The organism is Variovorax sp. HW608 (assembly GCF_900090195.1).
GTDB lineage: Bacteria > Pseudomonadota > Gammaproteobacteria > Burkholderiales > Burkholderiaceae_C > Variovorax.
Genome location: NZ_LT607803.1, coordinates 4,969,580 through 4,995,553, shown reverse-complemented (window position 1 = coordinate 4,995,553; position 25,974 = coordinate 4,969,580). Strand labels below are relative to the sequence as shown.

General features: G+C 68.4%; 23 protein-coding genes and 1 pseudogene. 16 read left to right on the top strand and 8 right to left on the bottom strand.

What is annotated here, in order from left to right:
• Positions 1–115 precede the first annotated feature (115 nt).
• The 3 genes and pseudogenes from VAR608DRAFT_RS23650 (at position 116) to VAR608DRAFT_RS23640 (ending at position 2,566) form a co-directional block, all read left to right on the top strand.
• Positions 116–1,165 carry an ornithine cyclodeaminase gene (locus tag VAR608DRAFT_RS23650; protein ID WP_088956283.1) on the top strand — a complete coding sequence of 350 codons (1,050 nt, stop codon included), beginning with the start codon at positions 116–118 and terminating at the stop codon, positions 1,163–1,165.
• A gap of 74 nt (positions 1,166–1,239) precedes the next feature.
• Positions 1,240–2,150, top strand: a pseudogene (gene ctlX / locus VAR608DRAFT_RS23645) (citrulline utilization hydrolase CtlX).
• A 128-nt stretch (positions 2,151–2,278) separates the two neighbouring features.
• Complete coding sequence (locus tag VAR608DRAFT_RS23640) at positions 2,279–2,566, top strand: glycine zipper 2TM domain-containing protein (protein ID WP_088958939.1); 288 nt, start codon at positions 2,279–2,281, stop codon at positions 2,564–2,566.
• A gap of 66 nt (positions 2,567–2,632) precedes the next feature.
• Here VAR608DRAFT_RS23640 and VAR608DRAFT_RS23635 read toward each other — a convergent pair whose 3' ends face one another.
• Positions 2,633–3,283 carry a DedA family protein gene (locus VAR608DRAFT_RS23635; protein WP_088956282.1) on the bottom strand — a complete coding sequence of 217 codons (651 nt, stop codon included), beginning with the start codon at positions 3,281–3,283 and terminating at the stop codon, positions 2,633–2,635.
• Positions 3,284–3,331: 48 nt separating this feature from the next.
• Between VAR608DRAFT_RS23635 and mutL the strand changes: the two genes are divergently transcribed.
• The 5 genes from mutL to VAR608DRAFT_RS23610 all read left to right on the top strand — a co-directional run bounded on the left by mutL (position 3,332) and on the right by VAR608DRAFT_RS23610 (position 9,184).
• On the top strand, positions 3,332–5,209 hold the full coding sequence (gene mutL / locus VAR608DRAFT_RS23630) for a DNA mismatch repair endonuclease MutL (RefSeq protein ID WP_088956281.1): 1,878 nt from the start codon (positions 3,332–3,334) through the stop codon (positions 5,207–5,209).
• Positions 5,210–5,388: 179 nt separating this feature from the next.
• On the top strand, positions 5,389–6,312 hold the full coding sequence (locus VAR608DRAFT_RS23625; protein ID WP_088956280.1) for an alpha/beta hydrolase: 924 nt from the start codon (positions 5,389–5,391) through the stop codon (positions 6,310–6,312).
• Between the two features lie 88 nt (positions 6,313–6,400).
• Entirely contained in the window at positions 6,401–7,591 is a 1,191-nt protein-coding gene (locus tag VAR608DRAFT_RS23620) for a multidrug effflux MFS transporter (RefSeq protein WP_231972938.1), read from the top strand.
• Positions 7,581–8,534 carry a tRNA (adenosine(37)-N6)-dimethylallyltransferase MiaA gene (miaA, locus tag VAR608DRAFT_RS23615; RefSeq protein WP_172843892.1) on the top strand — a complete coding sequence of 318 codons (954 nt, stop codon included), beginning with the start codon at positions 7,581–7,583 and terminating at the stop codon, positions 8,532–8,534. The genes VAR608DRAFT_RS23620 and miaA overlap by 11 nt, the downstream gene beginning before the upstream one ends.
• Complete coding sequence (locus VAR608DRAFT_RS23610; RefSeq protein WP_088956277.1) at positions 8,531–9,184, top strand: ABC transporter ATP-binding protein; 654 nt, start codon at positions 8,531–8,533, stop codon at positions 9,182–9,184. The genes miaA and VAR608DRAFT_RS23610 overlap by 4 nt, the downstream gene beginning before the upstream one ends.
• Before the next feature lie 14 nt (positions 9,185–9,198).
• Here VAR608DRAFT_RS23610 and VAR608DRAFT_RS23605 read toward each other — a convergent pair whose 3' ends face one another.
• The gene (locus VAR608DRAFT_RS23605) at positions 9,199–10,014 is read right to left on the bottom strand and encodes a YoaK family protein (protein ID WP_088956276.1); all 816 of its coding nucleotides are present in this window, start codon (positions 10,012–10,014) and stop codon (positions 9,199–9,201) included.
• 7 nt (positions 10,015–10,021) lie between these two features.
• Positions 10,022–10,993 (bottom strand): threo-3-hydroxy-L-aspartate ammonia-lyase, encoded by a 972-nt coding sequence (locus VAR608DRAFT_RS23600; RefSeq protein ID WP_088956275.1) that lies wholly within the window; start codon positions 10,991–10,993, stop codon positions 10,022–10,024.
• 205 nt (positions 10,994–11,198) lie between these two features.
• On the opposite strand from VAR608DRAFT_RS23600, the gene VAR608DRAFT_RS23595 reads away from it, so the two are divergent.
• The 3 genes from VAR608DRAFT_RS23595 to VAR608DRAFT_RS23585 all read left to right on the top strand — a co-directional run bounded on the left by VAR608DRAFT_RS23595 (position 11,199) and on the right by VAR608DRAFT_RS23585 (position 13,739).
• The gene (locus tag VAR608DRAFT_RS23595; RefSeq protein ID WP_088956274.1) at positions 11,199–12,017 is read left to right on the top strand and encodes a hypothetical protein; all 819 of its coding nucleotides are present in this window, start codon (positions 11,199–11,201) and stop codon (positions 12,015–12,017) included.
• A gap of 115 nt (positions 12,018–12,132) precedes the next feature.
• The gene (locus tag VAR608DRAFT_RS23590; RefSeq protein ID WP_088956273.1) at positions 12,133–12,489 is read left to right on the top strand and encodes a YciI family protein; all 357 of its coding nucleotides are present in this window, start codon (positions 12,133–12,135) and stop codon (positions 12,487–12,489) included.
• The gene (locus tag VAR608DRAFT_RS23585) at positions 12,486–13,739 is read left to right on the top strand and encodes an RNA polymerase sigma factor (RefSeq protein ID WP_231972937.1); all 1,254 of its coding nucleotides are present in this window, start codon (positions 12,486–12,488) and stop codon (positions 13,737–13,739) included. Before VAR608DRAFT_RS23590 ends, VAR608DRAFT_RS23585 begins: the two co-directional genes overlap by 4 nt.
• Here VAR608DRAFT_RS23585 and VAR608DRAFT_RS23580 read toward each other — a convergent pair whose 3' ends face one another.
• Positions 13,740–14,084, bottom strand: a complete 345-nt coding sequence (locus VAR608DRAFT_RS23580; RefSeq protein WP_157731089.1) for a hypothetical protein — start codon at positions 14,082–14,084, stop codon at positions 13,740–13,742.
• 172 nt (positions 14,085–14,256) lie between these two features.
• Between VAR608DRAFT_RS23580 and VAR608DRAFT_RS23575 the strand changes: the two genes are divergently transcribed.
• Positions 14,257–16,812 carry an ABC transporter permease gene (locus VAR608DRAFT_RS23575; protein WP_088958938.1) on the top strand — a complete coding sequence of 852 codons (2,556 nt, stop codon included), beginning with the start codon at positions 14,257–14,259 and terminating at the stop codon, positions 16,810–16,812.
• 7 nt (positions 16,813–16,819) lie between these two features.
• Positions 16,820–17,902, top strand: coding sequence for a lipocalin-like domain-containing protein (locus VAR608DRAFT_RS23570; protein ID WP_443082883.1), 1,083 nt, complete (start codon positions 16,820–16,822; stop codon positions 17,900–17,902).
• Positions 17,903–18,171: 269 nt separating this feature from the next.
• On the opposite strand, the gene VAR608DRAFT_RS23565 is transcribed toward VAR608DRAFT_RS23570, so the two are convergent.
• Positions 18,172–19,092: a 2OG-Fe(II) oxygenase gene (locus VAR608DRAFT_RS23565; RefSeq protein WP_088956269.1), complete on the bottom strand. Its 921-nt coding sequence runs from the start codon at positions 19,090–19,092 to the stop codon at positions 18,172–18,174.
• 509 nt (positions 19,093–19,601) lie between these two features.
• On the opposite strand from VAR608DRAFT_RS23565, the gene VAR608DRAFT_RS23560 reads away from it, so the two are divergent.
• The 3 genes from VAR608DRAFT_RS23560 to VAR608DRAFT_RS23550 all read left to right on the top strand — a co-directional run bounded on the left by VAR608DRAFT_RS23560 (position 19,602) and on the right by VAR608DRAFT_RS23550 (position 22,835).
• Positions 19,602–20,039, top strand: coding sequence for a hypothetical protein (locus VAR608DRAFT_RS23560; RefSeq protein WP_088956268.1), 438 nt, complete (start codon positions 19,602–19,604; stop codon positions 20,037–20,039).
• A 101-nt stretch (positions 20,040–20,140) separates the two neighbouring features.
• Complete coding sequence (locus VAR608DRAFT_RS23555; RefSeq protein WP_088956267.1) at positions 20,141–20,782, top strand: FABP family protein; 642 nt, start codon at positions 20,141–20,143, stop codon at positions 20,780–20,782.
• Between the two features lie 109 nt (positions 20,783–20,891).
• Positions 20,892–22,835, top strand: a complete 1,944-nt coding sequence (locus VAR608DRAFT_RS23550) for a kelch repeat-containing protein (RefSeq protein WP_088956266.1) — start codon at positions 20,892–20,894, stop codon at positions 22,833–22,835.
• 27 nt (positions 22,836–22,862) lie between these two features.
• Here VAR608DRAFT_RS23550 and VAR608DRAFT_RS23545 read toward each other — a convergent pair whose 3' ends face one another.
• Genes VAR608DRAFT_RS23545 through VAR608DRAFT_RS23535 form a run of 3 tightly spaced genes read right to left on the bottom strand, consistent with a single transcriptional unit; the run spans position 22,863 to position 25,947 of the window.
• The gene (locus VAR608DRAFT_RS23545; RefSeq protein WP_088956265.1) at positions 22,863–23,855 is read right to left on the bottom strand and encodes a branched-chain amino acid ABC transporter permease; all 993 of its coding nucleotides are present in this window, start codon (positions 23,853–23,855) and stop codon (positions 22,863–22,865) included.
• A gap of 12 nt (positions 23,856–23,867) precedes the next feature.
• On the bottom strand, positions 23,868–24,743 hold the full coding sequence (locus tag VAR608DRAFT_RS23540) for a branched-chain amino acid ABC transporter permease (protein ID WP_088956264.1): 876 nt from the start codon (positions 24,741–24,743) through the stop codon (positions 23,868–23,870).
• A 10-nt stretch (positions 24,744–24,753) separates the two neighbouring features.
• Positions 24,754–25,947, bottom strand: coding sequence for an ABC transporter substrate-binding protein (locus VAR608DRAFT_RS23535; RefSeq protein ID WP_088956263.1), 1,194 nt, complete (start codon positions 25,945–25,947; stop codon positions 24,754–24,756).
• Between the last annotated feature and the right edge of the window lie 27 nt (positions 25,948–25,974).

Here is a 25,974-nt window from a genome sequence, read left to right as displayed (position 1 = left end):
AGCAGATTGCAAGCTTAATCGCTGGATTTGACAGGTTGAGGGGTTCAATCTGGCACCGCCGGGCGGAACAATGAGCTCATCCGACCAATGCCCTGCGCCCCGCAAGGAGAGCCTCATGACCCGCTTCATCGATGTCCCCACCATGTCCCGCCTGATCCAGGACGTCGGCGTGATCCCGTTCATCGGCGAGCTCTCCGACGTGATCCGCGAGGACTTCATCCGCTGGGCCGACTTCGACAAATCGGCCCGCCTGGCGAGCCACTCCGACATCGGCGTGATCGAGCTGATGCCGGTCTCCAGCGCCAAGACCTATGCCTTCAAGTACGTCAACGGCCACCCGAGCAACACCGCGAAGGGCCTCTACACGGTGATGGCCTTCGGGGTGCTGGCGGAAGTGGACACCGGCTATCCGGTGCTGCTGTCCGAGCTCACCGTCGCGACCGCGCTGCGCACCTGCGCGACCTCGCTGATGGCGGCGCGCGCGCTCGCACGGCCCGACGCGCGGCGCATGGCGCTGATCGGCAACGGCGCGCAGAGCGAGTTCCAGGCGCTCGCCTTCCATGCGCATCTGGGCATCGACGAGATCGCGGTCTACGACGTCGATCCGCGCGCCACGGACAAGCTGGTTCGCAACCTCTCGGTCTATCCGCAGCTGAAGCTGATCCGCTCTGCATCGACCGCCGAAGCGGTGCGCGGCGCCGACATCGTGACCACGGTCACCGCCGACAAGACCTACGCCACCATCCTCACGCCCGACATGATCGAGCCGGGCATGCACATCAACGCGATCGGCGGCGACTGCCCCGGCAAGACCGAACTGCACGTGGACGTGCTGCGCCATGCGCGCGTGTTCGTCGAGTACGAGCCGCAGACGCGCATCGAAGGCGACATCCAGCAGTTGCCGAAGGACTTCCCGGTGATCGACCTGTGGCGCGTGCTTGCCGGCATCGAAGCGGGCCGCCAGCATCCATCGCAGGTCACCGTGTTCGACTCGGTGGGCTTCGCGCTCGAGGACTATTCCACCTTGCGCTACGTGTTCGACCAGGCCATGTCGCGCGACATGGGCGTCGACGTCGAACTCGTGCCGGCGGCCGACGACCCGAAGGACCTGTTTCGATACACCCGCCCCGGCGCTTCGCGCGCAGTGATGCGCCGCGTGGCCTGAACTCCCCGTCACCAGAGAGAGGAACCGCACCCGTGTCCACGCTCCGCTCCATCCAGGCCCCCTCTGCCATCGTCATGATCCGCCCGCATGGCTTCACCCCCAATCCCGAAACCGCGGCGGACAACGCATTCCAGACGCGTGCCGGGAATCCGCGGAGGCCCTCGCGCGTTCGGCCTACCGCGAAGTGACCGCGGCTGCCGAGCGCCTCGAAAGCGAAGGCGTGCGAGTGCACCTCTTCGAGGACCGCGGCGAGCGCGACACGCCGGACTCGGTGTTCCCGAACAACTGGTTCTCCACGCATCCGGGCGGCCACGTCGCGCTCTATCCGATGTACTGCGAGAACCGCCGCCGCGAGCGCCGCCCGGAGATCATCGAGACGCTCAAGGCCGATTACCGCGTGCAGGAGGTGATCGACTACTCGGGCCTCGAGCACGACGGGCTCTTCCTCGAAGGCACCGGCGCGATGGTGCTCGACCACATGGCGCGCGTGGCCTACGTCGCACGCTCGAACCGCGCCGACCAGGTCGCGCTCGAACGCTTCAGCACGCACTTCAATTTCGAACCGATTGCGTTCGACACCTGCGATCCAACGGGCCGGCCGGTCTATCACACCAACGTGCTGATGTGCGTCGCGACCGCGTTCGCGATGGTGGGCCTCGACCTCATCCCGGACCGCCGCCGCGCGGACGAAGTGCGTGCACGGCTCGAAGAATCGGGACGCGAAGTCATCGCCTTGAGCGCCGGACAGATCGCCGACTTCGCAGGCAATGCGATCGAGTTGTCGGGACGCGATGGGCGCATCCTCGCGCTCTCGCAGCGCGCGTGCGCGAGCCTCACCGCGCCGCAGAAAGCGCTGATCGAGCGCTCCGCGCGACTCGTGCCGCTCGCGGTGCCGACGGTGGAAATGGCCGGCGGCTCGGTGCGCTGCATGATCGCGGGCATTCACCTTGCACCGAGGCAGCGCGACGCGCAACGCCTGCACTGATGCCCTGCGCGCAATTTGTCGTTCACGTGCCGATAGCGCATTCGTTCAAGACACCGGGGTCATTTCCTACACGTGCGCACAGCCGTCTCCGGAGAATGAAGTTCACCAATCACTGAAAGGTGAACATCATGAAGACGAGACTTTGGATCACGGCTGCGGCTGCCACTGCGATCTTGACCTTGGCAGGCTGCGCCGCAGGACCGAACGAGCAGTTGGGCACGGCAGGCGGCGCAGTGGGCGGCGCGGTGATCGGCCACGCGATCGGCGGCAACACCGCATCGACGGTGGGCGGCGCGGCAGTCGGTGGCTTGATCGGCAACCAGGTCGGCCGCAGCGCCGACCAACGCAACTACTACTACGGCCGGGACTACTACCCGAGCAACAGCTACTACCCGAACAACGGACCTCGTTACTGAGCGGCCCGGACAAACGAAAAAGCGCGCCTTCGGGCGCGCTTTCTTGTTGTGGGAATCGCTTGTCCGTCAGCGCGCTGCGGAAGCACTGCGCGAGCCGCGCCATGCACCGAAGATCGCGATCAATCCGGGGATGAGGATCAGGCCCCAGATGATCTTCTCCAGATGCTCGCGCACCAGCGGCAGGTTGCCGAAGAAGTAGCCCGCGGTCGTGATGCCCAGCACCCAGATCAAGCCGCCCACGACGTTGAACAAGGTGAACCTGCCGCGCGTCATCTCGGCCACGCCGGCCACGAAAGGCGCGAAGGTGCGGATGAACGGCATGAAGCGCGCGAGCACGATCGTGATGGCGCCATAGCGCTCGTAGAACGCATGCGCCTGGTCGAAGGCCTTGCGGTTGAAGAAGCGCGAGCTCTCCCACTGGAACACCTTCGGCCCGAAGTAGCGGCCGATGCTGTAGTTGCACTGGTCGCCGAGGACCGCGGCCGCGAGCAGGATCGGCACCGCGAGCCCGACGTTCATCAGCCCCGCGCCGCTCAACGCGCCGACGATGAAGAGGAGCGAATCGCCGGGCAGGAAGGGCATCACGACGAGCCCCGTTTCGACGAACACGATGAGGAACAGGAGGCCGTAGACCCAGACGCCGTAGGCCGCAACGAAGGCTTCGAGATGCTTGTCGATATGGAGGATGAAATCGACGAGAAAGCTGATGATTTCCATGGCGCGCATTATCACGACTGCACAAGGGGGCCCTTCTAGAATGTCCCCGTGAGCGCACTCCCCTCTTCCGCAGACCCTGCCACGCGGCGCCCGATCCGCGAGCTTGCCGACGAACTGATCAGCCAGATCGCGGCCGGCGAAGTGGTGGAGCGCCCTGCGTCGGTGATCCGCGAGCTGCTCGACAACGCGCTCGACGCCGGCGCGCGGCAGATCACGGTGCGGCTCTCCGCGGGCGGTGTTCGCCTGATCTCGGTCGAGGACGACGGCACGGGCCTGCCGCGCGATGAGCTTCCGCTGGCGCTGCGCCGCCACGCGACAAGCAAGATCGCAAGCCTGCACGACCTCGAGACCGTCGGCACGATGGGCTTTCGCGGCGAGGCGCTCGCGGCGATCAACGCGATCGCCGAACTCAGCATCCAGTCGCGCTTCGCCGGCGCCGACGGCGCCTTCGCGCTCGATGGCCGCACCGGCGAGTTGCGTCCCGTGGCGCGCGCGACCGGCACCACGGTCGAAGTGCGCGAACTCTTCTTCGCGACACCCGCGCGCCGCAAGTTCCTGAAGACCGATGCGACGGAACTCGCGCACTGCATCGAGGCCGTGCGCCGCCACGCGCTCGCGCGGCCCGATGTCGGCTTCTCGATCTGGCACGAAGGCCGATTGGTCGAACAATGGCGCACGGCGGCCACGCTGGAGCAGCGGCTGGCCGACACGCTCGGCGACGACTTCGTGAAGCACGGCGTGGTGGTCGATCACGCGGCCGGCCCGGTGCGCGTCACCGGCCGCGCGGGCATCCCCGATGCGGCGCGGTCGCGCGCCGACCAGCAGTTCTTCTACGTGAACGGGCGCTTCGTTCGCGACAAGGTGCTCGCCCACGCGGTGCGCAGCGCCTACGAGGACGTCCTGCACGGCCAGCGCCAGCCGGTGTATGCGCTCTACCTCGAGATCGATCCGGCGCGCGTCGATGTCAACGTGCATCCGACCAAGATCGAAGTGCGCTTCCGCGACAGCCGCGAAGTGCATCAGGCGGTGCGCCATGCCATCGAGAACGCACTCGCGGCGCCGCGCGCCGGCGATGCGGCTGCTGCGCCTGCCGAGCCCTTCTTCAAGCCGCGCGCCTTGCCCCAAGCGGCTTCTTGGACGCAACCCGCGATTCCGTTCGCGTCCGAACGCGGCCTCGGCGATGCGGCGGCGATGTGGCCCGCCTACCGCGACAAATCGGCGACGCCGGTTTCGCTGCCGACATCGGACACCCGCGCAGCGCCCGCGAGCGCACCCCTCGCGCCGTCTGCATTCGCGCCGGCAGCGCAAGTCCCGCCCGGCATCGGCACGGCCGCGGAGGGAAGCTGGCCCCTGGGCCGCGCGCTCGCGCAACTGCAGGGCGTCTACATCCTCGCGGAGAACAGCCAGGGCCTCGTGATCGTCGACATGCACGCGGCGCACGAACGCATCGTCTACGAACGGCTGAAGACGCAGCTCGACGGCGCGGCGATCGCGAGCCAGCCGCTGCTGATTCCCGCCACCTTCGCGGCGACGCCACAGGAAGTCGCGACCGCGGAAGCATGTGCCGCGGTGCTGCCCTCGCTGGGACTCGAAATATCGCCGTTCTCGCCGCGCACCCTCGCGGTGCGTGCCGTGCCCAGCACGCTGGCGGAGGGCGATCCGGTCGAGCTCGCGCGCAGCGTGCTCGCCGAGCTGGCCCAGCACGATGCCAGCACCGTGGTGCAGCGCGCGCAGAACGAGCTGCTCTCGACCATGGCCTGCCACGGCGCGGTGCGCGCCAACCGCAAGCTGACCATCGACGAGATGAACGCGCTGTTGCGCCAGATGGAAGCCACCGAACGCTCCGACCAGTGCAACCACGGGCGGCCGACATGGCGCCAACTGTCGGTCCGCGAGCTCGACGCGCTCTTCATGCGCGGTCGCTGAGCGAACGCTCACCGCTCTTCTTTTCCTTACCACGCTTACATCCGGCGGCATCCTTGCCCCGGATCCGCGCACGCGCGCGCCAAACCTAGGGTTTTCCGGGGTCATCGGCTTGGCGGGCACATCCGTTGCATGAGGTCTTTCGTTGAACTTTCCGGCTGAGTGCCTATCTTTCGACGTTCATGAAACCCTGGTCCCTGTACGCATCCGCCACCGCCCTGGTCGCCCTGCTGGCAGCCGGCTGTTCGACGCTCGACGAGCGCCAGCGCGAATGGATCTTCCAGCCCAGCGACCGCAGCTGGGGCAATTCGGAAGCCAGCAGCAGGGGCATGGACGACGTCTGGATCGAGTTCAAGTCCTCGCTCACCGGCGAGCCGGTGAAGCTGCACGGGCTGTGGCTCGGCCGCGCGCCGGAATCTCCGGGCCAGCCGGTCATGCTCTACCTGCATGGTGCGCGCTACAACGTGACCGGCTCATCGCCGCGGATGCGGCGCATGAACGAGCTGGGCTTCTCGGTGCTCGCGATCGACTACCGCGGCTTCGGCAAGAGCTCCAAAGCTTTGCCGTCCGAAGATTCGGCGCGCGAGGACGCGCTCGAGGCCTGGAAGTGGCTCGCCGCGCACCATCCCAGGCAGCCGCGCTACATCTTCGGCCACTCCCTCGGCGGCGCGATCGGCATCGACCTCGCATCGCGCGTGCACGACGAGAGCGGCATCATCGTCGAGAGCACCTTCACCTCGATCGCCGACGTGGTCAGCAGCTTCAAGTGGGGCTGGCTGCCCTTCGGCCCCTTCATCACGCAGCGCTTCGAGGCGATCAGCAAGGTCAAGGACATCGATGCCCCGCTGCTCGTGGTGCATGGCACCGCAGACAGCCTGATCAACCCGACGCTTGGCCGCAAGCTCTACGACGCCGCCACGGTGCCGAAGATGTTCGTGCTGGTCGAAGGCGGATCGCACCACAACCTCAATTCGATCGGGCAGGCGCAGTACCGCGCGGCGCTCGCGCAACTGTTCCGCATGCACGAGCCGCCGCTCGAAGCGCCCGCGGACGTGGCGGCGAGCGCACCCGCCGTCGCGCACGGCGCGGCCGCGCCTTCGCTCTGACGCGGGCTTTGTTACCCTTGGGCGCATGCCGCCCCCCGCCGCACAGGCCCTCTCCCCTTCCTCCCGGACCGCTTCCCGCATCGCCGGCATGCCGGCCGCCCTGCTCGTGCTCGTGCTCGCGCTGCTGCTGGGCCTCCAGCCGGTCACGACCGATCTCTACCTGCCCGCACTTCCCGCGCTCACGGCCAGCCTCGGCGCGCGGATGGCGCAGGCGCAGCTCACGCTGAGCGCGCTGCTGTTGGCCTTCGGCAGCTCGCAACTCGTCTTCGGGCCGCTGTCGGACCGCTTCGGCCGGCGGCCGGTGCTGCTGTGGGGACTGGGCGGCTACGTGATCGCGAGCATCGGCGGCGCGGTCGCGCCCTCGATCGAAGTGCTGATCGTCTGGCGCACGCTGCAGGGCGCAGCGATGGGCTCGGCCGTGATGGCGGCACGCGCGATCGTGCGCGACCTCTACCAGCCGGCCGAGGGCGCGCGCGTCATGTCGCGCGCGCTGACCGGGCTGGGCGTCATCGCCTGCCTGTGCGCGCCGACGGGCGGAGGGGTCTCCGACCTCTTCGGCTGGCGCTTCGCGCTCCTGGTGCCGACCTTGTTCGGCGCGGCCACGCTGGCGCTGATCGCGCTGCGCTTCAACGAGACGCTGCCGGCGCGCAACCCGGAGGCGCTGCGCCTCGCCACGATGGCCTCGACCTGGACCATGGTGCTGCGCAACCCGACCTTCCTCGCCTTCAGCGCGCTCACGACCGCGGCCTACGGGCTGCTCTTCACATTCCTCGCTTCATCCTCCTTCGTCTTCATCCAGGTACTCGGCCTCTCGAAGACGCAGTACGGGCTCGTGATGCTGTGGAACTCCGTCGCCTACATCGCGGGCACCTTCATCTGCCGCCGCTGGCTCGCGCGCCATGGCGTCCGCGGCAGCGTGTCGCGGGCCGGCGTTCTCACGCTGGTGGGCGGCACCGCGATGGGCGTGCTCTCGCTGGCGGGCGTGCAGTCGGTCGCGTCGATCGTGGGGCCGCTCACCCTCATGATGCTCGGACACGGGGTGCACCAGCCCTGCGGACAGACGGGCGCGGTCGGGCCTTCTCCGCAGGCGGCGGGCGCGGCATCGGCGCTCAACGGCTTCATCATGATGCTGGCCGCCTTCGGCATCGGCGGCTGGCTCGGAACCCGCATGGACGGCACCGTGATGCCGCTCACGCTCGGCATGTGGTTCTGGAGCGTCTGCATCGCGCTCGTGGCCTGGACGCTGGTGCGCCGGCATGGAGAGGCGCATGGCCACTGACGGCAGCGCCGCGCCGCGCTACGTGGCGCTCGCAGGACCGACCGCATCGGGCAAGACCGCGGCAGCGCTGGCCGTCGCGCGCCTGCGCCCGGTCGAGATCGTCAGCGTCGATTCGGCGCTGGTCTATCGCGGCATGGACATCGGCACCGCCAAGCCCACGCGCGAAGAGCGCGCCGAGGTGCCGCATCACCTGATCGACATCATCGACCCGCGCGATGCCTACAGCGCGGCCGCCTTCGTGCAGGATGCGCGGCGGCTCATCGTCGAGATTGCCGCGCGTGGCCATTTGCCGCTGCTGGTCGGGGGCACGATGCTGTACTTCAAGGCGCTGGCCGAAGGCATCGATGCGATGCCGGCCGCCGACCCCGAACTGCGCAAGCGCCTCGAAGCCGACGCCGCCGCGCTGGGCTGGCCCGCGATGCATGCACGGCTCGCCGAAGTCGATCCGACCACCGCGGCCCGGCTGGCGCCGAACGACAGCCAGCGCATCCAGCGCGCGCTGGAGGTGTGGCACACCAGCGGGCAGCCGATTTCGAGCTTCCATGCGGCCGGCAACACCGGCGCGCTCGCGAGCGGATGGCCGGCCGCGGCGCTGATCTCGCTGGAACCCACCGAACGCGCATGGCTGCACGAGCGCATCGCGATGCGCTTCGATGCGATGCTGGCCTCGGGCTTCATCGCCGAGCTGCAGGCCCTGCGCGCACGCGGCGACCTCCACGCCGACCTGCCCTCGATGCGCTGCGTCGGCTACCGGCAGGCCTGGGAGGCGCTGGACGGCGGCTGGCCGATGGCCGAGCTTCGCGAGCGCGGCATCGCCGCCACGCGCCAGCTCGCCAAGCGGCAGATCACCTGGCTGCGCAGCATGCGCGAGCGCCACGTCATCGCGGCCGAGGCGCCGGATGCGATCGCGCAGGTGGTGCGACAGGTGGCAAAGGTCGCATGACGCTGCAAGTCAACGACCTGGGCAAGCACTATGGGGACGTGCCCGTGTTCGAGCATGTCTCGCTCGAGGTCGCGAGCGGCGAATTCGTGGCGATCGTCGGCGAATCGGGCGTGGGCAAGTCGACGCTGCTCAACTGCATGGCCGGGCTCGACCACTGGGATGCCGGCAGCGTGGTGCACGACGGCGTCGACATCGGATCGCTCGATGCCGAGGCGCGCGCGGTCTGGCGGCGCCGCCATGTCGGCTTCGTGTTCCAGGCCTTCCATGTGCTGCCGCATCTCGACGTGTCGCAGAACGTCGCGCTGCCGCTGATGCTGCTCGGCCAACGCGGCGCGGCAGCCGACGAGCGCGTGGCGCGGATGCTCGACGCAGTGGGGCTGGCCGGGCTCGGCGATCGTCTGCCGCAGCAGCTCAGCGGCGGCCAGTTGCAGCGCGTCGCGATCGCGCGTGCGCTGGTGCACCGGCCGTCGCTGCTGCTCGCGGACGAGCCGACCGGCAACCTCGATCCGACCACCGCGGCGCGCGTGCTGGAGGTGCTGCTCGCGCAGACGCGCGAGCAGGGCGCGGCGCTGGTCCTGGTTACCCACTCGGAAGCCGCGGCGGGGCGCGCCGACCGGGTGCTGCATCTGAGCGCCGACGGCGTGCGCTAACGCGCCCCGCAGGCTCAATCGCCCGATCCGGCGCCTCCGTCGCCGGCAGGCCGCGCCCACCAGCCCAGGCGCCCGATCGTCCGGATCAGGGCCACGGACCTCGGCGCGTCCCGGATCAGCGGCGGCACCGACAGCGCCAGCAGCAGCGCCGCCAGCGGCACCACGCACACGAAGCCGAGGAACTTGAAGCCGACCGCGCCCGCCACGCCGCCGAGCACGAACATGCCGATCAGGCCGCCCGCGAGCTTGAGCCGCGAGCGGTCATGGCGAACCAGCACCGCGCCGTGCGCCACGCGGCGGTTCCAGTAGAGCATCTTGCCGAGCTCCATCCCGAGGTCGGTGATGTTGCCGGTCATGTGCGTGGTGCGCGTGCTGCCGCCCGAGGTCTTGGAGGCCACGGCGTTCTGCAGGCCCATGATGAACGACAGCAGCAGCACAGTGAGCGGCACCGCGAAAGGCGTCGACCAGGTGAGCGTGACCGCGCCCATCAGCCCGAACGGGAACATGAGCACCGCCTCGAGCAGCAGCGGCAGCGCATACACGCTGTGCAGGCGGTGCTGGCGGCCCCAGTTGACCAGCATCGCGCACACCGCGGCGCCGGCGACGAAGGACAGGATCGCGCCCAGCGCATTGAGCAGCATCCGGACCTGCCCGAGCACGAGCCCGTCCGCGAGCTGGGAGGTGAAGCCGGTCATGTGCGAGGTGTAGGTGTGCAGCACGAGGAAGCCGCCCGCATTGACCGCGCCCGCATTGAAGGCCAGCAACAGGCCGAGCATCCGGTTCGTCGAAGGCGACCGGTGCCGGATGGTGAGGAATCGAAGCCTGCGCACGGCGGTCTCAGACGCCCGCTCCGCCGACCAGCGCCGCAAAGCGCCCCAGGTCGACGTTGCCACCGCTGATGATCACGCCGACGCGCTTGCCGCGGATCGCCTCGCCCGCCGCGCAGGCGCCCGCGAAGGCGAGGCACCCGGTGGGCTCGACCACCATCTTCATCCGCTCGGCGAAGAAGCGCATCGCATCGACCAGCTGCGCATCGCTCACGGTGACGATGTCGTTCACGTCGCGCCGGATGATCCCGAAGGTGTATTCGCCCAGGTGCTGCGTCTGCGCGCCGTCGGCAATGGTCTTGGGCGTGTCGATGTGGACGATGCGGCCCTCGCGCAGCGAGCGCTGGCCGTCGTTGCCGGCCTCGGGCTCGACGCCGTAGATCGTGCATTGCGGCGACAGCGCGCGCGCCGAGAGCGCCGAGCCGCTGGTCAGGCCGCCGCCGCCGAGGCAGACGTAGAGCACGTCGAGCGGCCCCGCGTCCTCGATCAGCTCCTTCGCCGCCGTGCCCTGCCCCGCGATCACGTCGGGATGGTTGTAGGGCGGGACGAGCGTCATGCCGCGCTCCTGCGCGAGCTTGCGCGTGAGCGCCTCGCGGTCCTCGGTGAAGCGGTCGTACTGCACCACCTCGGCGCCGTAGCCGCGCGTGGCGGCGAGCTTGGCCGCGGGCGCGTCGTTGGGCATCACGATGACCGCCGGCATGCGGAGGATGCTCGCGGCCAGCGCCACCGCCTGCGCGTGGTTGCCCGACGAGAACGCGATCACGCCCGCCTGGCGCTGCGCCGCGTCGAACCTGGACAACGCGTTGAACGCCCCGCGGAACTTGAAAGCGCCCATGCGCTGGAAGTTCTCGCACTTGAAGAAGAATTGCGCGCCCCAGCGCGCGTCGGCGGTTCGCGAACGCAGCACCGGGGTGCGGTGGGCATGGCCATGGATTCGCCCGGCGGCGGCGATCACATCGTCGTAGGTGGGAAGTGGGTGCATTTCGGCTTCTTTGGTACAGCGCTGTCGGACACGACTGACAGACAGCAGGGTTCGAGCGTGCAATTTTTACCGGATGTCCAATCCTCTCGTCTGTGGGAACTGTGGAACGCCGAACCGCGCGAATGCGAAATTCTGCATTGGCTGCGCAGGGCGGCTTCCGGGCCTTGCGCCGGCGGGCGGCATTCCGCCACGGATGGCTGCTGCGATGCCGACCTCCGATCGCGAACGGCCGATCGCCGCCTCGCGGCCGGAGCCGTCGTCCACTTCGTTCTGGCTGCACCTCGGGCTGGTCGGGCTCACGATGATCTTCACCTTCGTCGCGTGGTGCATCTATGTGCTCCTCGGCCGACCCGCGCCCTGGAACCCTCCTGCGCAGGCGTCGGCAGCACCCGCCACGCAAGTGCACGAGCCGGTCCGCGTGTTCGTGCCCGTCCCGACGCCCGTGCCCGCTCCGGCGCCCGTGCCCGTGCGGGAACCGGCCCTGACGGCGGCGGCCGAACCGAAAAGCGGCAATGCGACGCAGCCGCCCGCGCCGGACACGGTGACGCAGGCGCTTTCGCTCACACGCCGTCCCGAGGCATCCGCCAACCGATCGCCGTCTTCATCGCCCGCTTCGTCCCGGCAGGCGACAGCCGGGGATCGGATCCAGGCAGCTTCCCGCCCCGCGCCGGCGCGCACCGACGCCACCACGCGCGCGCGCCGCGATACGCGCGCCCCGGAGGAGCCGATCGACTACCCGGTGGTCGTCCGCCGTCCCGGCTCGCAGCCGGATCCGGGCCCGCCGATCGCGCCGGGGCCGGGCCCGCAATACAGCTGGACACGTCCCGCGACGACGCGTGTCGCCGGCGATCCCGGCCCGCCCATCGCCGTCGGCCCCGGCCCGCGCTACGAGACGCGGCCGGAAGTGCGCGCGCCGGTCACGGCGGTCATGCCGAGCGGCGACTCGGGGCCGCCGATCGCGATCGGCCCGGGCCCGCGTTACGACTACTCGACCCCCTCGACTCCCTCGGCCCGAGAGCGCTGAAGCGCCTTGCGCCAAGGATTCCTCGCATTTTTCGGCACCTGCTGTCGAAATGCCGACTTGCGCGCCGTCATTGCAGTGAGCGATCCTGCTCGGCACATCTTCTTGCGAGGTTTCCATGCAATACATGCTCATGTTCTATCAGCCGGAGTCGGAGTTCCTGGAACGCGACGAGATCTCCAGCCAAGCTTACCGCGCGAGCTGGATGGACTACGTGGGCGCGATCCGCCAATCCGGCGTCGCGCTCAACGGCCACGGCCTCCACCCGCCGATGACCGGCACCACGCTGCGCATCCGCGGCGACAAGCGGCAGGTGCAGGACGGCCCCTTTGCCGACACCAAGGAGCAGCTCGGCGGCTACTTCGTGATCGACGTCGCCGACCTCGACACCGCGCTCGAATGGGCCGCGCGCGCGCCCTGCGCGAGCACCGGCGGCGTCGAGGTGCGCCCGGTCTTCACGACCTCCACGATGTGACGGACACCGCGCGGGACAACGCACGGACCGCCGCCGAAAGGGCCGCCGAGCAGGCCGCACGCCAGTCGTACGGCCGCCTGGTCGCCATTCTTTCGGCGCGCACGCGCGACATCGCGGCCTCGGAAGACGCGCTTGCCGATGCCTTCGCGCGTGCGCTCGAGCGCTGGCCGGTCGAAGGCGTGCCGGATCGGCCCGAGGCCTGGCTGCTCAGCGTCGCGCGCCATCGCACGCTCGATGCCTGGCGGCACAGCCGGGTGCAGGACGAAGCGGCGCAGACCCTCCTCCTGCTGGCCGATGAAGTCGCGGCGGAGGCAGGCGGCACAGAAGCCGTGCCCGACGACCGGCTGCGCCTGCTCTTCGTGTGCGCGCACCCGGCCATCGACGAGGCGGCTCGCGCGCCGCTGATGCTGCAGACGGTGCTCGGCCTCGACGCCGCCCGCATGGCCGGCGCCTTCCTGACCGCACCGGCCACGCTCGGGCAGCGCCTGGTGCGTGCCAAGGCCCGCATCCGGGCGGCGGGCATCCCCTTCGAGTTTCCACGCGCGCAGGACCTGCCGCAGCGCCTGCAGGACGTGCTCGACGGCATCTACGCCGCCTACGGCACCGGGTGGGACGATGTCGACGGCGCGGATGCCAAGCAGCGCGGCCTGACGTCAGAAGCCATCGAGCTGGGGCGCATCCTTTGCGAACTGATGCCGCGCGAGCCCGAGCCCTGGGGGCTTCTCGCGCTGATGCTGTTCTGCGAAAGCCGCGCCGCCGCCCGCCGCAGCGATGCCGGCGACTACGTGGCGCTCGACGAACAGGACATCTCGCGCTGGGACCACGCGCTGCGCGCACAGGCCGAGCAGGCGCTGCGCAGCGCCGCCGCCTTGAAGAATCCGGGCGCCTATCAGGTGGAGGCCGCGATCCAGTCGGCGCACTGCGCGCGGCGCCTGGGCGCCGACGTGCCGCCCGATGCGCTGGTGGCGCTGTACGACGGCCTGCTCGCGCTGCGCCCGGGCCTGGGCGCGCAGGTGAGCCGCGCCTGCGCGCTGGCGAACGCCGCCGGTCCGGCCGAAGGGCTGCGCGCGCTCGACGCCTTCACGCCAGCACAAATTGCAAACTACCAGCCCTACTGGGCGGCGCGCGCGCATCTGCTGGGAGAGACAGGAAACCTGGCCGAGGCACGCGAGGCCTATGCACGCGCGGCCGGCCTGAGCACCAGCCCCGCGATCCGGGCCTACCTGATGGCGGCGTCCGGCCGGCTGTGATCAGCCCGCGCTCTTCAGCCGAAGCCAGGCCGGAAAGGCGCGATCGAACTCCTGGGCGGTCACGTCCTGCAGATGGTCGCAGGCGCTGAGCGGCAGGCCGACACTGACTTCGCGATGCCAGATCACCACCCCCGCGAGGCGGTTGACGAGGATCCGCTCCTCGCGCGGCACCGGGTAGTCGGACACGCTGCTCGGGAGCCGCTCCATGCCGACCCGGCGGCGGACTTCGACGGCCATCCAGCCCTTGCGTTGCCTCCTGATACAGATCGACCGCCCCAGCCAGTGCTCCAGATAGAGCTCCCGCAAGGCCAGGACAGCGATCAGGACAAGCACAGAGGTCAACATGAAATGTCCGCCGTAAGTGGTTGAGTGGAAAGACTTTGACCGTTATCAAACGATAGGCCTGCAGCACCGTGCAGGCAATACGGCGAAAGCAGTAGCCCTGCCATGCAGATACGAACAGCGTGATATTTGTCGCTTTGAAACAACCACGCTGCGCCGCGGCAGAATGCATCGCATGTGGGCGCTGCTTTCCACCTTCTCGATGCAGGAACTGCGCCATCACCCATGGCGCAACGCCGCCGCGATCGTCGCGGTGATGCTCGGCGTGGCGCTGGCCTTCTCGGTCCAGCTCATCAACGCCTCGGCGCTCGACGAGTTCTCGAGCGCGGTGCGCTCGGTCAACGGCCAGCCCGACTTGGAACTGCGCGCCGTGCAGGGCGGCTTCGACGAAGCCGTCTTCGCAAAAGTGGCGACGCATCCGATGGTGTCGCTGGCCAGCCCCGTGCTCGAAGTGCCGACGGTCGCGCTGGCCGAAGGGCGGCAGGTCCCGATCCGCGCGGTGGGCGTCGACCCGCTGGTGCTGCCGTCGATCGCACCCGCGCTGATGCCGAGGCCGGCCGAAGGGAGCGAACGCCTTTCGCTGCTGCGGCCGGGCTACGTGTTCCTCAACGCCGCGGCGCGCAAGGCGCTCGGCGAGACAGCCGCCGCCGTGCAGCTGCGCGTCGGCGGCCAGTGGCAGACCTTGAAAGTCGCCGGCCAGGTGGCCGCCGGCGGCGCGGCGCTCGCGGTGATGGACATCGGCGCGGCGCAGGATCTTTTCATCCGCGGCGGCCAGCTCACGCGCATCGATCTGCGGCTGGCGCCGGGCGCCGACCGCGCCGCCTTCCTGCGTGCCCTGCGCGAATCGCCGGGCTGGCCGCAGGGCATCCAGATCGCCGAGCCCGGCGACGCGGCGGAGCGCGTGAGCAATCTCTCGCGCGCCTACCGCGTCAACCTGACCGTGCTCGCGCTGGTGGCGCTGTTCACCGGCGCCTTCCTGGTCTTCTCGGTCCTCGCGCTCAGCGTGGCGAAGCGCGCGCAGCAGTTCGCCCTGCTCGGCGTGCTGGGCCTCACGCCGCGCGAGCGGCTGAAGCTGGTGCTGGCCGAATCGCTGCTGCTGGGCCTGATCGGCAGCGCGGCCGGGATCGCGCTCGGGACGGCACTCGCGGCCTTTGCGCTCGAGGTGCTCGGTGGCGATCTCGGCGGCGGCTACTTCGAAGGCGTCGCGCCGACGCTGCGCTGGAGCTGGGGCGCCGCCCTGCTCTACGGCGCGCTCGGCGTCCTCGCTGCGCTGGTCGGCGGCTGGTGGCCGGCACGCGCGGCAGCGGCGCTGCCGGAAGCGCAGACGCTCAAGGGCCTCGGCACCATGCACGCGCAGCGCGGCGCGCATCGCATCGCGCTGCTGCTGATCGCGGCCGGCGTGGCACTGGCCGCGGCGCCCGCGGTGTTCGGCATTCCGATCGCAGCCTACCTCTCGGTCGGCTTCCTGCTGGTGGGCGGCATCACCGCGCTGCCGTGGCTCATCGCGTTGCTTTACGACCGGATCGCGCCGCTCTTCTCGCAACGTGTGCTGCCGCTGCTCGCGATCGAACGGGCGCGGCGCATGCGCGGCACCGCGGCGGTCGCGGTCAGCGGCGTGGTCGCGAGCCTGAGCCTCGCGGTCGCGCTCACCGTGATGGTCGCGAGCTTCCGCGATTCGGTCACGCGCTGGCTCGACGTGGTGCTGCCGGCCGATCTCTATGTGCGCAGTTCGAGCGGCGGCAATTCCACGAGCGAGCAGGCCTCGTTCGCGCCCGCGACCGTGCAGGCCTTCGCGCAGATCCCCGGCGTGACGCGCAGCGGCACATTGCGCACGCGCGCATTGCTGCTCGATGCGTCGCGCCCCCCGGTCACGCTCATCGCGCGCAGCCTCGACGACGGCGCTGACCGCTCGCTGCCCTTGCTCGGCGCGGCGCGGCCGGTGCCTGCGGGCCGGATCGGCGTCTACGTGAGCGAGGCGATGGTCGAGCTCTACGGCGCACGGCCGGGCGCAGTGTTCGAGCCGCTGTCGCGCGCATTCGCTTCGACTTCTTCCGCCGAGCCGCCCGCCTTCTTCGTCGCCGGCGTGTGGCGCGACTATGTGCGGCAGTTCGGCGCCATCACGATCGACGCGCGCGATTTCGTGCAACTGACGGGCGACCGCAGCGTCAGCGACGTGGCGCTCTGGCTCGCGCCCGGCGCGGATGCATCGACGGTGGCGCAGGCGGTGCGCGACATCGCAGCCGAGCGGCTCGGCCCGGCGGAGCCGATCGAGATCGCCTCGGTCGGCCAGATCCGCGCCACCTCGCTGCGCATCTTCGACCGCAGCTTCGCGGTCACCTACTGGCTGCAGGCGGTGGCGATCGGCATCGGCCTGTTCGGCATCGCGGCCAGCTTCAGCGCGCAGGTGCTCGCGCGGCGCAAGGAGTTCGGGCTCCTGGCGCACCTCGGCTTCACGCGCATGCAGGTGCTGGCGATCGTCGCCGGCGAAGGCGCGGCGTGGACCGCCATCGGCGCGATCGCGGGCCTCGCGCTCGGGCTCGCGGTGTCGGTGGTGCTGGTGCATGTGGTGAATCCGCAGAGCTTTCACTGGACCATGGATCTGCTGGTGCCGTGGGTCCGCCTCTTGGCGCTGTGCGCGGCGGTGCTCGCGGCCGGCACGCTCACCGCGTGGCTCGCGGGACGCGCAGCCGCCGGCCACGACGCCGTGATGGCCGTCAAGGAAGACTGGTGAGCGCCTGATGACAATCGCCCGCATGCATGCACGCGCACTCCCGCGCCTGTCACGACGTTCGCTGATGCTCTGCGCGCTCGCGGCGCCGGTGGCCGCATGGGCCCTGCCGCCGCGCGAGATGCGCTTTCCGCGCGACTTCGGCAGCCACCCGGAACGGAGCACCGAGTGGTGGTACATCACCGGCCATGCACGCTCCGGCGCGCGCGAGTTCGGCTTCCAGCTCACCTTCTTCCGCTCGCGCATCGCCGAAACGCAGGACATGCGATCGGAATTCGCGGCGCGGCAGTTGATCTTCGCGCACGCGGCCCTCACCGATCTCGAAGGCCGCAGGCTCTGGCACGACCAGCGCATCGCACGCGCCGGCTTCGGCGTGGCGTCCGCCTCGGAAGAAGACACCGACGTGCGCCTGCGCAACTGGACGCTGCAGCGCGAATCGACGAGCTACATCGCGCACCTGCCGGCCGAGGGCTTCGCGCTCGACCTGCGATTCACGCCCACGCAGCCGGTCATGCTGCAAGGCAACGCAGGACTCTCGCGCAAAGGGCCGGAACTCGAACAGGCGAGCTACTACTACAGCGAACCGCAACTCGCGACCCAAGGCCGGCTCAGCCTGCAGGGCCGCAGCTTCGACGTCCAGGGCACCGCATGGCTCGACCACGAATGGAGCGATGCCTACCTGCATCCCGAGGCTTCGGGCTGGGACTGGATCGGCATGAACCTCTTCGACGGCAGCGCGCTGATGGCCTTCCGCATTCGCCATCGCGACGGCAGGGCGCTATGGGCCGGCGGCTCGATGCGCAGCCCCGACGGGCGCGTGCGCGTCTTCAGCCCCGAGGAGCTTCGGTTCACGCCCGAAGGGCGATGGGTGAGCCCGCGCACGCGCGCGGACTATCCGGTGCGGCTGCGCATTCAGACGCCGGCCGGCACCTTCAGCGTCCATCCGCTGCTGGACGATCAGGAACTCGACAGCCGGGGGTCGACCGGCGCGGTGTACTGGGAGGGGTTGAGTGATCTGCGGGATGCGCAGGGGCGCATCGTGGGGCGGGGGTATCTCGAGCTCACGGGGTATGCGCAGGCGTTGAGGATGTGACGGCGTCGGCGTGTTGGCGGAGCAGCTTACTTCCTGTTCAAACCGGTTGCGCGGTCCATTGGCTTGTGAACGTGAGAGGCGCAGTGCGCCCAATCCCGACGCCCGACGTACTCCGACCGACCGGCGGGATTGCGGCGTAAGGCGGTCGTCGGCGCTGAGAGCGCAGCCGGCTCAGGCTGCATCCCTGCAGAAGAAGGATGCCTGGAAACAACCCGACGCACGCGGCCGATTCCGACAGCATGGGAGCCGGCCACCGGGCCGTGGCGAGTTCAGCGGCCGAAGAGCTTCCTTCCCAGTGCCCAGATGAATGGCGGCGCGATCATGCGCGCGATGACCTTGGCCTGGTCGATTCGCGCAGGGTGCAGGAAGATCGTTGCCGATTCATGGCAAGGGCGCTTGCCCGCGAACGGGCTTGTGTAGAAGTACGCGGCGACCGAACGCCTTGGCCGTCCGTCCGGCGTATTCAGCGGCTTCGTATGCCCGTGATAGCTTGCGGGACCATGGGGGAGGATCATCGTCCTGCCGAACTCGGGCTGAACCGACTTCGCGCAGCGATCGGCCTTCTTGTCCCACAGCTCCAGCGCCGAGCCCCATTCGGATTGCCAGCCCTTGTTCAGGTAGGTGATGAAGACCATCGCATTGCGCAGGCCGATGTCGCGATGGCGGTAGAAATCGCGATGGATCGAGAAGGCGCCGCCGGACCGGCTTTCGTGCAGCCCACCGCCCCACAGTTTGGGGTCCGACAGCAGGTAGGGCACGCCCGTGATCGAAGTCAGCCACGCGGTGAACCAGCCCGAACTCACGATGTCGAAGTACAACTGCGAAGCGGTCTGCAAGCTCTCGCCCGGCAGCAAGCGGCGCGTGCATTCGTACGGGCTCTTGACCTCAGCCCAACTGGAGGCAGGCTGCGTATCGAACTCCTCCGCGACGAGTTCCAGCAACGCCGGATGGAACAGGCCATCGAGCACGAGATGCGGGAAGGGCTGGGCAAGCTCCAATTGCTGGCGCAGGCGCGCCCGTTGCTCGGGGGCGAAGAAGGATCGGTCGACGAGTTCCGAGTACCGCAACTGGACGCCGCGGATGCATACATGGTCATCCAGCAAGGGCCGCGCCAGTTCAGCGACTTCAACGGGCAGCAGTGACTGTTCTGCGAGTGCCCGCCAGGCTTCGGTTGACATCACGGCTGACATGACGGCACCTCCACGGATTCTTGGAAGTTATGGCTTTTGAATCCGCTGGATGACTGTAAATCGAGGCCAGGCAGGATGTGACAGTTCTTACAACAACATGGTGAAATGTGAGGCAGATGTCTCACATGACTCTTAATTCTTTCACTTGGAGAAGAAAATGGCCGGACTGCTGCGCAGCGGGCATTCCGAACTAGATCACTCGTATCGCGTGTCGACATGCCGGCACTTGACCGCCACCCGCTGACATCGAGTGTCTGCTGTCCCATTTCGCGCACAGCCGCTGTGGGGTCGAGTGTGGCGGTTGACGGTCTGGTTGCGAGCGGAAGGTCTCACTCCTGTTGCCGACGTTCAAGGGGGTTGCTTGACCGACGGCTCCTGGCCGGGTGCGGAAGTTTAGGCTGATCGATCTGAACGAGTCCCATCGCCCACGCGCCCCCAAACGATAGCCCCGTCGAACTCATTGACGCTGGCATACTTCGCCCGTCGCATCGGCAACGATGCGACCGGGTTTGGAAGCCCGAAACAATTTACTCAGGGCGGAAGCCGCAGAGCCTCACGGGCTGGCGGCTTCCCTGTTCGCGTCCCATTTTTGGCGGCTCGGACGGGAGGACGAAAGTCCTGCCGGTTTTTTCAATTCCAGATCCGGCAAACGCAAAGTTCGCGGACGGAAAAGTTCAACAGGCAACGCCTCGACACCCACACGCAAATGCAAGGCCCAAGGCGCCGCACTGAACGCCATCGACGAGTTCCACAACCTGCGCGACACGCTTCTCGCCTTCGAGTGCCTGCAGGGCTTTCTGTCGCCGCATCGCCGATACGAATTCGAAGAGTTCCATGTCGAGCCCGGCGAGTTGAGGGCGCTGGTCACCTGCATCAACGCCGAGACCCAGCGGCGCGTGCAGGCCGTGGACGAAGCAATCGAATCGGTGCGACGGGCATTGCACTGACGCAGGGCCACGGGCGTTGGCGCGGTCGTCTGCACCAGAGGTAGGATTGCCCCGCCACCTCATGGCCCCGACGACAACCTGCAATTCATCTACGCACCGCCATGTCCGACTTCCCTGCAGACATCTACACCGAACCTTCCGACCTCGACCCCGACACGCTCGCCAACCTCGGTCCCCTGCGCCGCATGGCGGGGCTGTGGCGCGGCGAAAAGGGGGTCGACGTCAAGCCCAAGGCGCAAGGCCCGAAGACGCAGGTCTACGTCGAGCACTACGAGCTGCAGCCGATCGACCCGCAGACCAACGGCCCGCAGCTCTACTACGGGCTGCGCTATCACACCTTCATCCACAAGCCGGGCCTCGCCAAGATGTACCACGACCAGGTCGGCTACTGGCTCTGGGAGCCCGCGACCGGCACGGTGCTGTTCACCCTCGCCATTCCGCGCGGACAGGTCGCGATGGCGACGGGCCATGCGGCGGCGGATGCGGATCGCTTCGAGCTCAGTGCCGTGCGCGGCAGCCTGACCAACGGCATCGTGTCCAACCCATTTCTCGAGCACGCCTTCACCACGACGGACTTTCGCATCGAGGTTGAGTTCAACGCCGACGGCACCTGGACCTACCGGCAGGACACGGTGCTGCAGATCCGCGGTCAGGCCGAGCCCTTCCACCACACCGACGGGAACACGCTCACGAAGGTGGGCGAGCCAACGCCGAATCCGCTGGCGTCGGCTGCGATGCGGTAGTTCGCCCATCGGATCGGCCCGCCGCGCAGCGCGCCCGCCTGCCGGTTGCGGATCGTCACGACAGCGCACAGAATTTCGCGCGACGCACCAAGAGGTGCGGGGGGTCGCCATGACAACAACGGATCTCGCGCGGGGGTTGCCCGTTCTGCTGGCCGCCCTGATGAGCGGATGCGGCGGCAGCGGCGGCGGGTTCACCCTCAATACCGTCTCCCAGCCGCCTGAAGGACTGACCTACCGCGACGCATCGGTGGTGTATGCGCAGGGGACGCCGATCGTCCCCGACACACCGACCATGAGCAACGCGCAGGCCACGCGCTATAGCGTGCGGCCGCCCTTGCCTCCCGGTCTCATCCTGGACACGCAGACCGGCGACATCACCGGCACGCCCACCGGGACATCCCCGACCACCGTCTACGAGGTCACCGCGAGCAACCCGGCAGGCGGCAGCGCGGCGCGCGTGGAGATCGAGGTCAAGGATCAGGTCATCGCGCCGGACGAACTGAGCTACCTGGACAGTTCGATCACCTACGTGGCCAACGAGGCGGTGACGCCCAATACACCCATTTCCGATGGCGGCGAGATCACCCGGTTCAGCGTGCAGCCACCCCTGCCCCCGGGGCTGGCCATGGACCCGCAGACCGGCGTCATCACCGGCACCCCGATCGAGGATTCGCCCGCGACGGTCTACACGGTCACCGGCAGCAACAGCGCGGGAAGCATCGAGACGCAGATCACGCTCGAAGTGCGCCCGCAGGCCGCGCCGCCGACAGGCCTGGACTATTCGGACACCGCGCCCGTGTACACCGTCGGCGTTCCTGTCGTCTACGGCGAACCGCAGTACGGCGGCGGCGAAGTCGCCCTGTTCACGGTGTCGCCCGCACTGCCGCCCGGCTTGAGCCTGAATTCACTGACCGGATCGATCAGCGGCACGCCGACCGCGCCGCAGCCGGAGACCCTCTACACCGTCACTGCCGCGAACAGCGCGGGCAGCGTCAGCGCGCAGATCGCCATCACCGTGTTCAACGCGGTGCGCGGCGAGTGGCGGCCTGTGGACGCCATGAATGGCAAGGGGCGCATCCGCCATACCGCGACGCTGCTCGGCAACGGCAAGGTCCTGGTGGCGGGCGGATTCGGACCGGGCGGCGCGCTGACGTCGACCGAGCTCTACGACCCGGCCACGGACTTCTGGTCGACCGCCGGGAACCTGGGCCAGGAGCGACAGAACGCCACGGCCACGCTGCTGCGCGATGGCCGGGTGCTGGTCGCCGGAGGCTTCGGTCGCGGCGCAGGGAGCTCGGTCGCCACGGCGGAGGTGTTCGATCCCGCGACCGGCGCGTGGTCGCCGACGGGAAGGATGAGCCAGGCGCGCGACACGCACACGGCGACGCTGCTGCCCGACGGGCGGGTGCTCGTGGCTGGAGGAGAAGACGCCTCCGGTTCGGCGCTGTCGTCAGCCGAGCTGTACGACCCCGCCACGGGCGCATGGTCGCAAGCAAGCGGCATGGGGAACGCGCGCGCCTTCCACACCGCCACCCTGCTGAATGACGGTCGCATGCTCGTGGCTGGCGGCATCGGCAGCGGCGGATCGCGTTCCGCAAGGCTGGCTTCCGCCGAGGTGTACGACCCGGCGACCGGCCTCTGGTCCCTCACCGGCAGCATGGGACAAGGCCGCAGCCAGCATGGCGCCGCGCTGCTGCAAAGTGGCAAGGTGCTGGTCGCGGGCGGCTACGACGGGCAAGCCGCGCTCGCTTCTGCCGAGGGCTTCGATCCAGCGGCGGGCACCTGGTCGAAGGCCGGCGCGCTGGCGCACGCACGCTACGCGCATACCGTCACCGGTCTGGGCAATGGGAACGTGATGGCAACCGGGGGCACCGATCGGAAGCCGCTGGCATCCGCCGAGCTCTTCGATCCGGCCGCGGCCAGTTGGTCGCCGACCGGAGATCTGGCGCTCGCGCGCTATTCGCATACGACGACCCTGCTGTCGGACGGCAGGGTGCTCGCGGCGGGGGGATTCGGCAAAGGCTACCTGTCTTCGTCCGAACTGTTCCATTGACCGGCGCTTACGGTCGGACGAACTCACTCAACCCTTCGCCGCCCCGCGCCGGCGATCCATGAAGGCGATGATCTCGCCCATCACGCCGCGCCGGAAGGCGAGCACGCAGATCACGAAGATCAGGCCGGTCACGATCGTGACCGACTCGCCGAGCGTGTCGAACCAGTCGAGGGTCGTGATGCGCGCCAGCAAGTGGCCGAGTTCGCCGATCTTGTTCTCCAGCAGCACCACCACCGCCGAGCCCACGAGCGGCCCGGAGAGCGTGCCGAGGCCGCCGACCAGCGTCATGAGAATCACCTGGCCCGAGGCGCTCCAGTGCACGTCGGACAAGGTCGCGAAGCCGAGCACCAGCGTCTTGAGCGAACCCGCGAGGCCCGAGAGCGCAGCCGAGATCACGAACGCGAGCAGCTTGAAGCGGCTCACGTCGTAGCCCAGCGACAGCGCGCGCGGCTCGTTCTCCTTGATGCCCTTGAGCACCTGGCCGAACGGCGAGTGGATGGTCCGCACGATGAGCAGGAAGGCCGCGACCACGATCGCCAGCGTGACGTAGTACATCGTGAGGTCGCTCTGCAGATCGACGACGCCGAAGAGCTTGCCGCGCGGCACGCCCTGCAGGCCGTCCTCGCCACCGGTGAACCTGGCCTGCAGCGCGACGAAGAACACCATCTGCGCGAGCGCGAGCGTGATCATCGCGAAGTAGATGCCCTGGCGGCGGATCGCGAGCGAACCGAAGACCCAGCCCAGCAGTGCGCCGGTGAGCGTGCCGAGGACGAGGCCGATCTCGGGCGTCACGCCCCAGACCTTCATCGACTGGCCCGCGATGTAGGCGGAGCCGCCGAGGAAGGCCGCGTGGCCGAAGGACAGCAGCCCCGTGTAGCCGAGCAGCAGGTTGAAGGCCGAGGCGAACAGCGCGAAGCACATCAGCTTCATCACGAACACCGGATAGGCGCCGGCGAAGGGCGCCACCACGAGTGCCGCGAGAAGGAGCAGGTAGAGGATGAGAGAAGTCTTTTTTTTCATGCGGCGGCTGTCTTATTTTTCTTTTCCGAACAGGCCGGCTGGCCGCAGCAGCAGCACGATGACCATGATCACGAACACGACGGTGGACGAAGCCTCCGGGTAGAACACCTTGGTCAGCCCCTCGATGACGCCGAGGCCGAGGCCGGTGAGGATCGCGCCCATGATCGAGCCCATGCCGCCGATCACGACCACCGCGAACACCACGATGATGAGGTTCTGGCCCATGAGCGGCGACACCTGGATCACCGGTGCGGCGAGCACGCCGGCGAAGGCCGCGAGCGCGACGCCGAAGCCGTAGGTGAGCGTGATCATCAGCGGCACGTTGACGCCGAAGGCCTCGACGAGCCGCGGGTTCTCGGTGCCGGCACGCAGGTAGGCGCCGATGCGGGTCTTCTCGATCATGAACCAGGTCGCAAAGCACACCACGAGCGAGGCGACGACGACCCACGCGCGGTAGTTGGGCAGGATCATGAAGCCGAGGTCGGTCGCGCTCGCGAGCAGGTCGGGCGTGTCGTAAGGCAGGCCCGAGACGCCGTAGATGGAGCGGAACACGCCTTCGATCAGCAGCGTGAGCCCGAGCGTGAGCAGCAGGCCGTACAGGTGGTCGAGCTTGTAGATCCAGCGCAGCAGCAGCCGCTCGATGACGACGCCGAACAGGCCGACGAGCACCGGCGCGACGATCAGCATCACCCAGTAGTTGACGTTGAAGTAGTTCATCGCCATCCAGGTCGACACCGCGCCCAGCATGAACAGCGCGCCATGCGCGAAGTTGATGACGTTGAGCAGGCCGAAGATGACCGCGAGCCCGAGGCTCAGGATGGCGTAGAACGACCCGTTGACCAAGCCCAAAAGGAGCTGGCTCAACAGGGCAGGAAGAGAAATGCTCATGAACCGGCGATTACTTCCAGATGGCGCACTTGGACTCGGCCTTGGTCGTGAAGACCTCTTCGCCCGGCAGCTTGGCGACGACCTTGTAGTAGTCCCACGGCTGGCTCGATTCGGCCGGCGACTTCACTTGCACGAGGTACATGTCGTGCACGAAGCGGCCGTCGGCGCGGATCTGGCCCTTGGCATAGAAGTCGTTGACCGGGGTCTTCTTCATCTCCGCCATCACCTTGTCGGCATCCGTGCTCTTGGCCGCTTGCACCGCCTTCAGGTAGGTCATCGTGGCCGAGTAGTCGGCGGCCTGGATGTCGGTGGGCATGCGCTTGATCTTGTCGAAGAACTTCTTGCCGAAGGCGCGCGTCTGGTCGTTCAGGTTCCAGTCCCAGCTGGTGGTGAGCAGCAGGCCTTCGGTGTTCTTCAGGCCCAGGCTGTGCACGTCGGTGATGAAGACCAGCAGCCCGGCCAACTTCATGTTCTTGGTGATGCCGAATTCCTTGGCGGCCTTGATCGCGTTGATCGTGTCGCCGCTTGCATTGGCCAGGCCGAGGATCTGCGCCTTGGAGTTCTGCGCCTGCAGCAGGAACGACGAGAAGTCCGACGCGTTGAGCGGATGCTTGACGCTACCCAACACGGTGCCGCCCTTCTCCTTCACGACCTTGGTCGTGTCGGCTTCGAGCGCCTGGCCGAAGGCATAGTCGGCCGTCAGGAAGAACCAGCTTTTGCCGCCGTTGGCCACGACCGCACTGCCGGTGCCCTTGGCAAGCGCGACGGTGTCGTAGGCGTAGTGCACGGTGTAGGGGCTGCACTGCTCGTTGGTCAGCGCCGAGGTGCCGGCGCCGTTGACCATGAAGACGCGCTTTTTTTCCTGCGCGACCTTCGCCATCGCGAGGCCTGTGCCCGAGTTGGTGCCGCCGAACAGCATCGTGAGGTTCTCGGTGTCGATCCACTCGCGCGCCTTCGAGGCGGCGATGTCGGCCTTGTTCTGGTGATCGGCCGTGACGAGTTCGATCGGCATGCCGTTGACCTTGCCGCCGAAGTCGTCGATCGCCATCTGGATGGCGGTCGCGCCGGCCTTGCCCTCGACGTCCGCGTAGAGGCTCGACATGTCGGTGATGAAGCCGATCTTGACCTTGTCCTCGGCCTGGGCAGCGCCTGCCGCGAGCGCGATGGCGAGAGAGACGGCGGAGAGTGCGAGGGTCTTTTTCATGTTCTGGGTGGGTTGTTGGACAAAGAA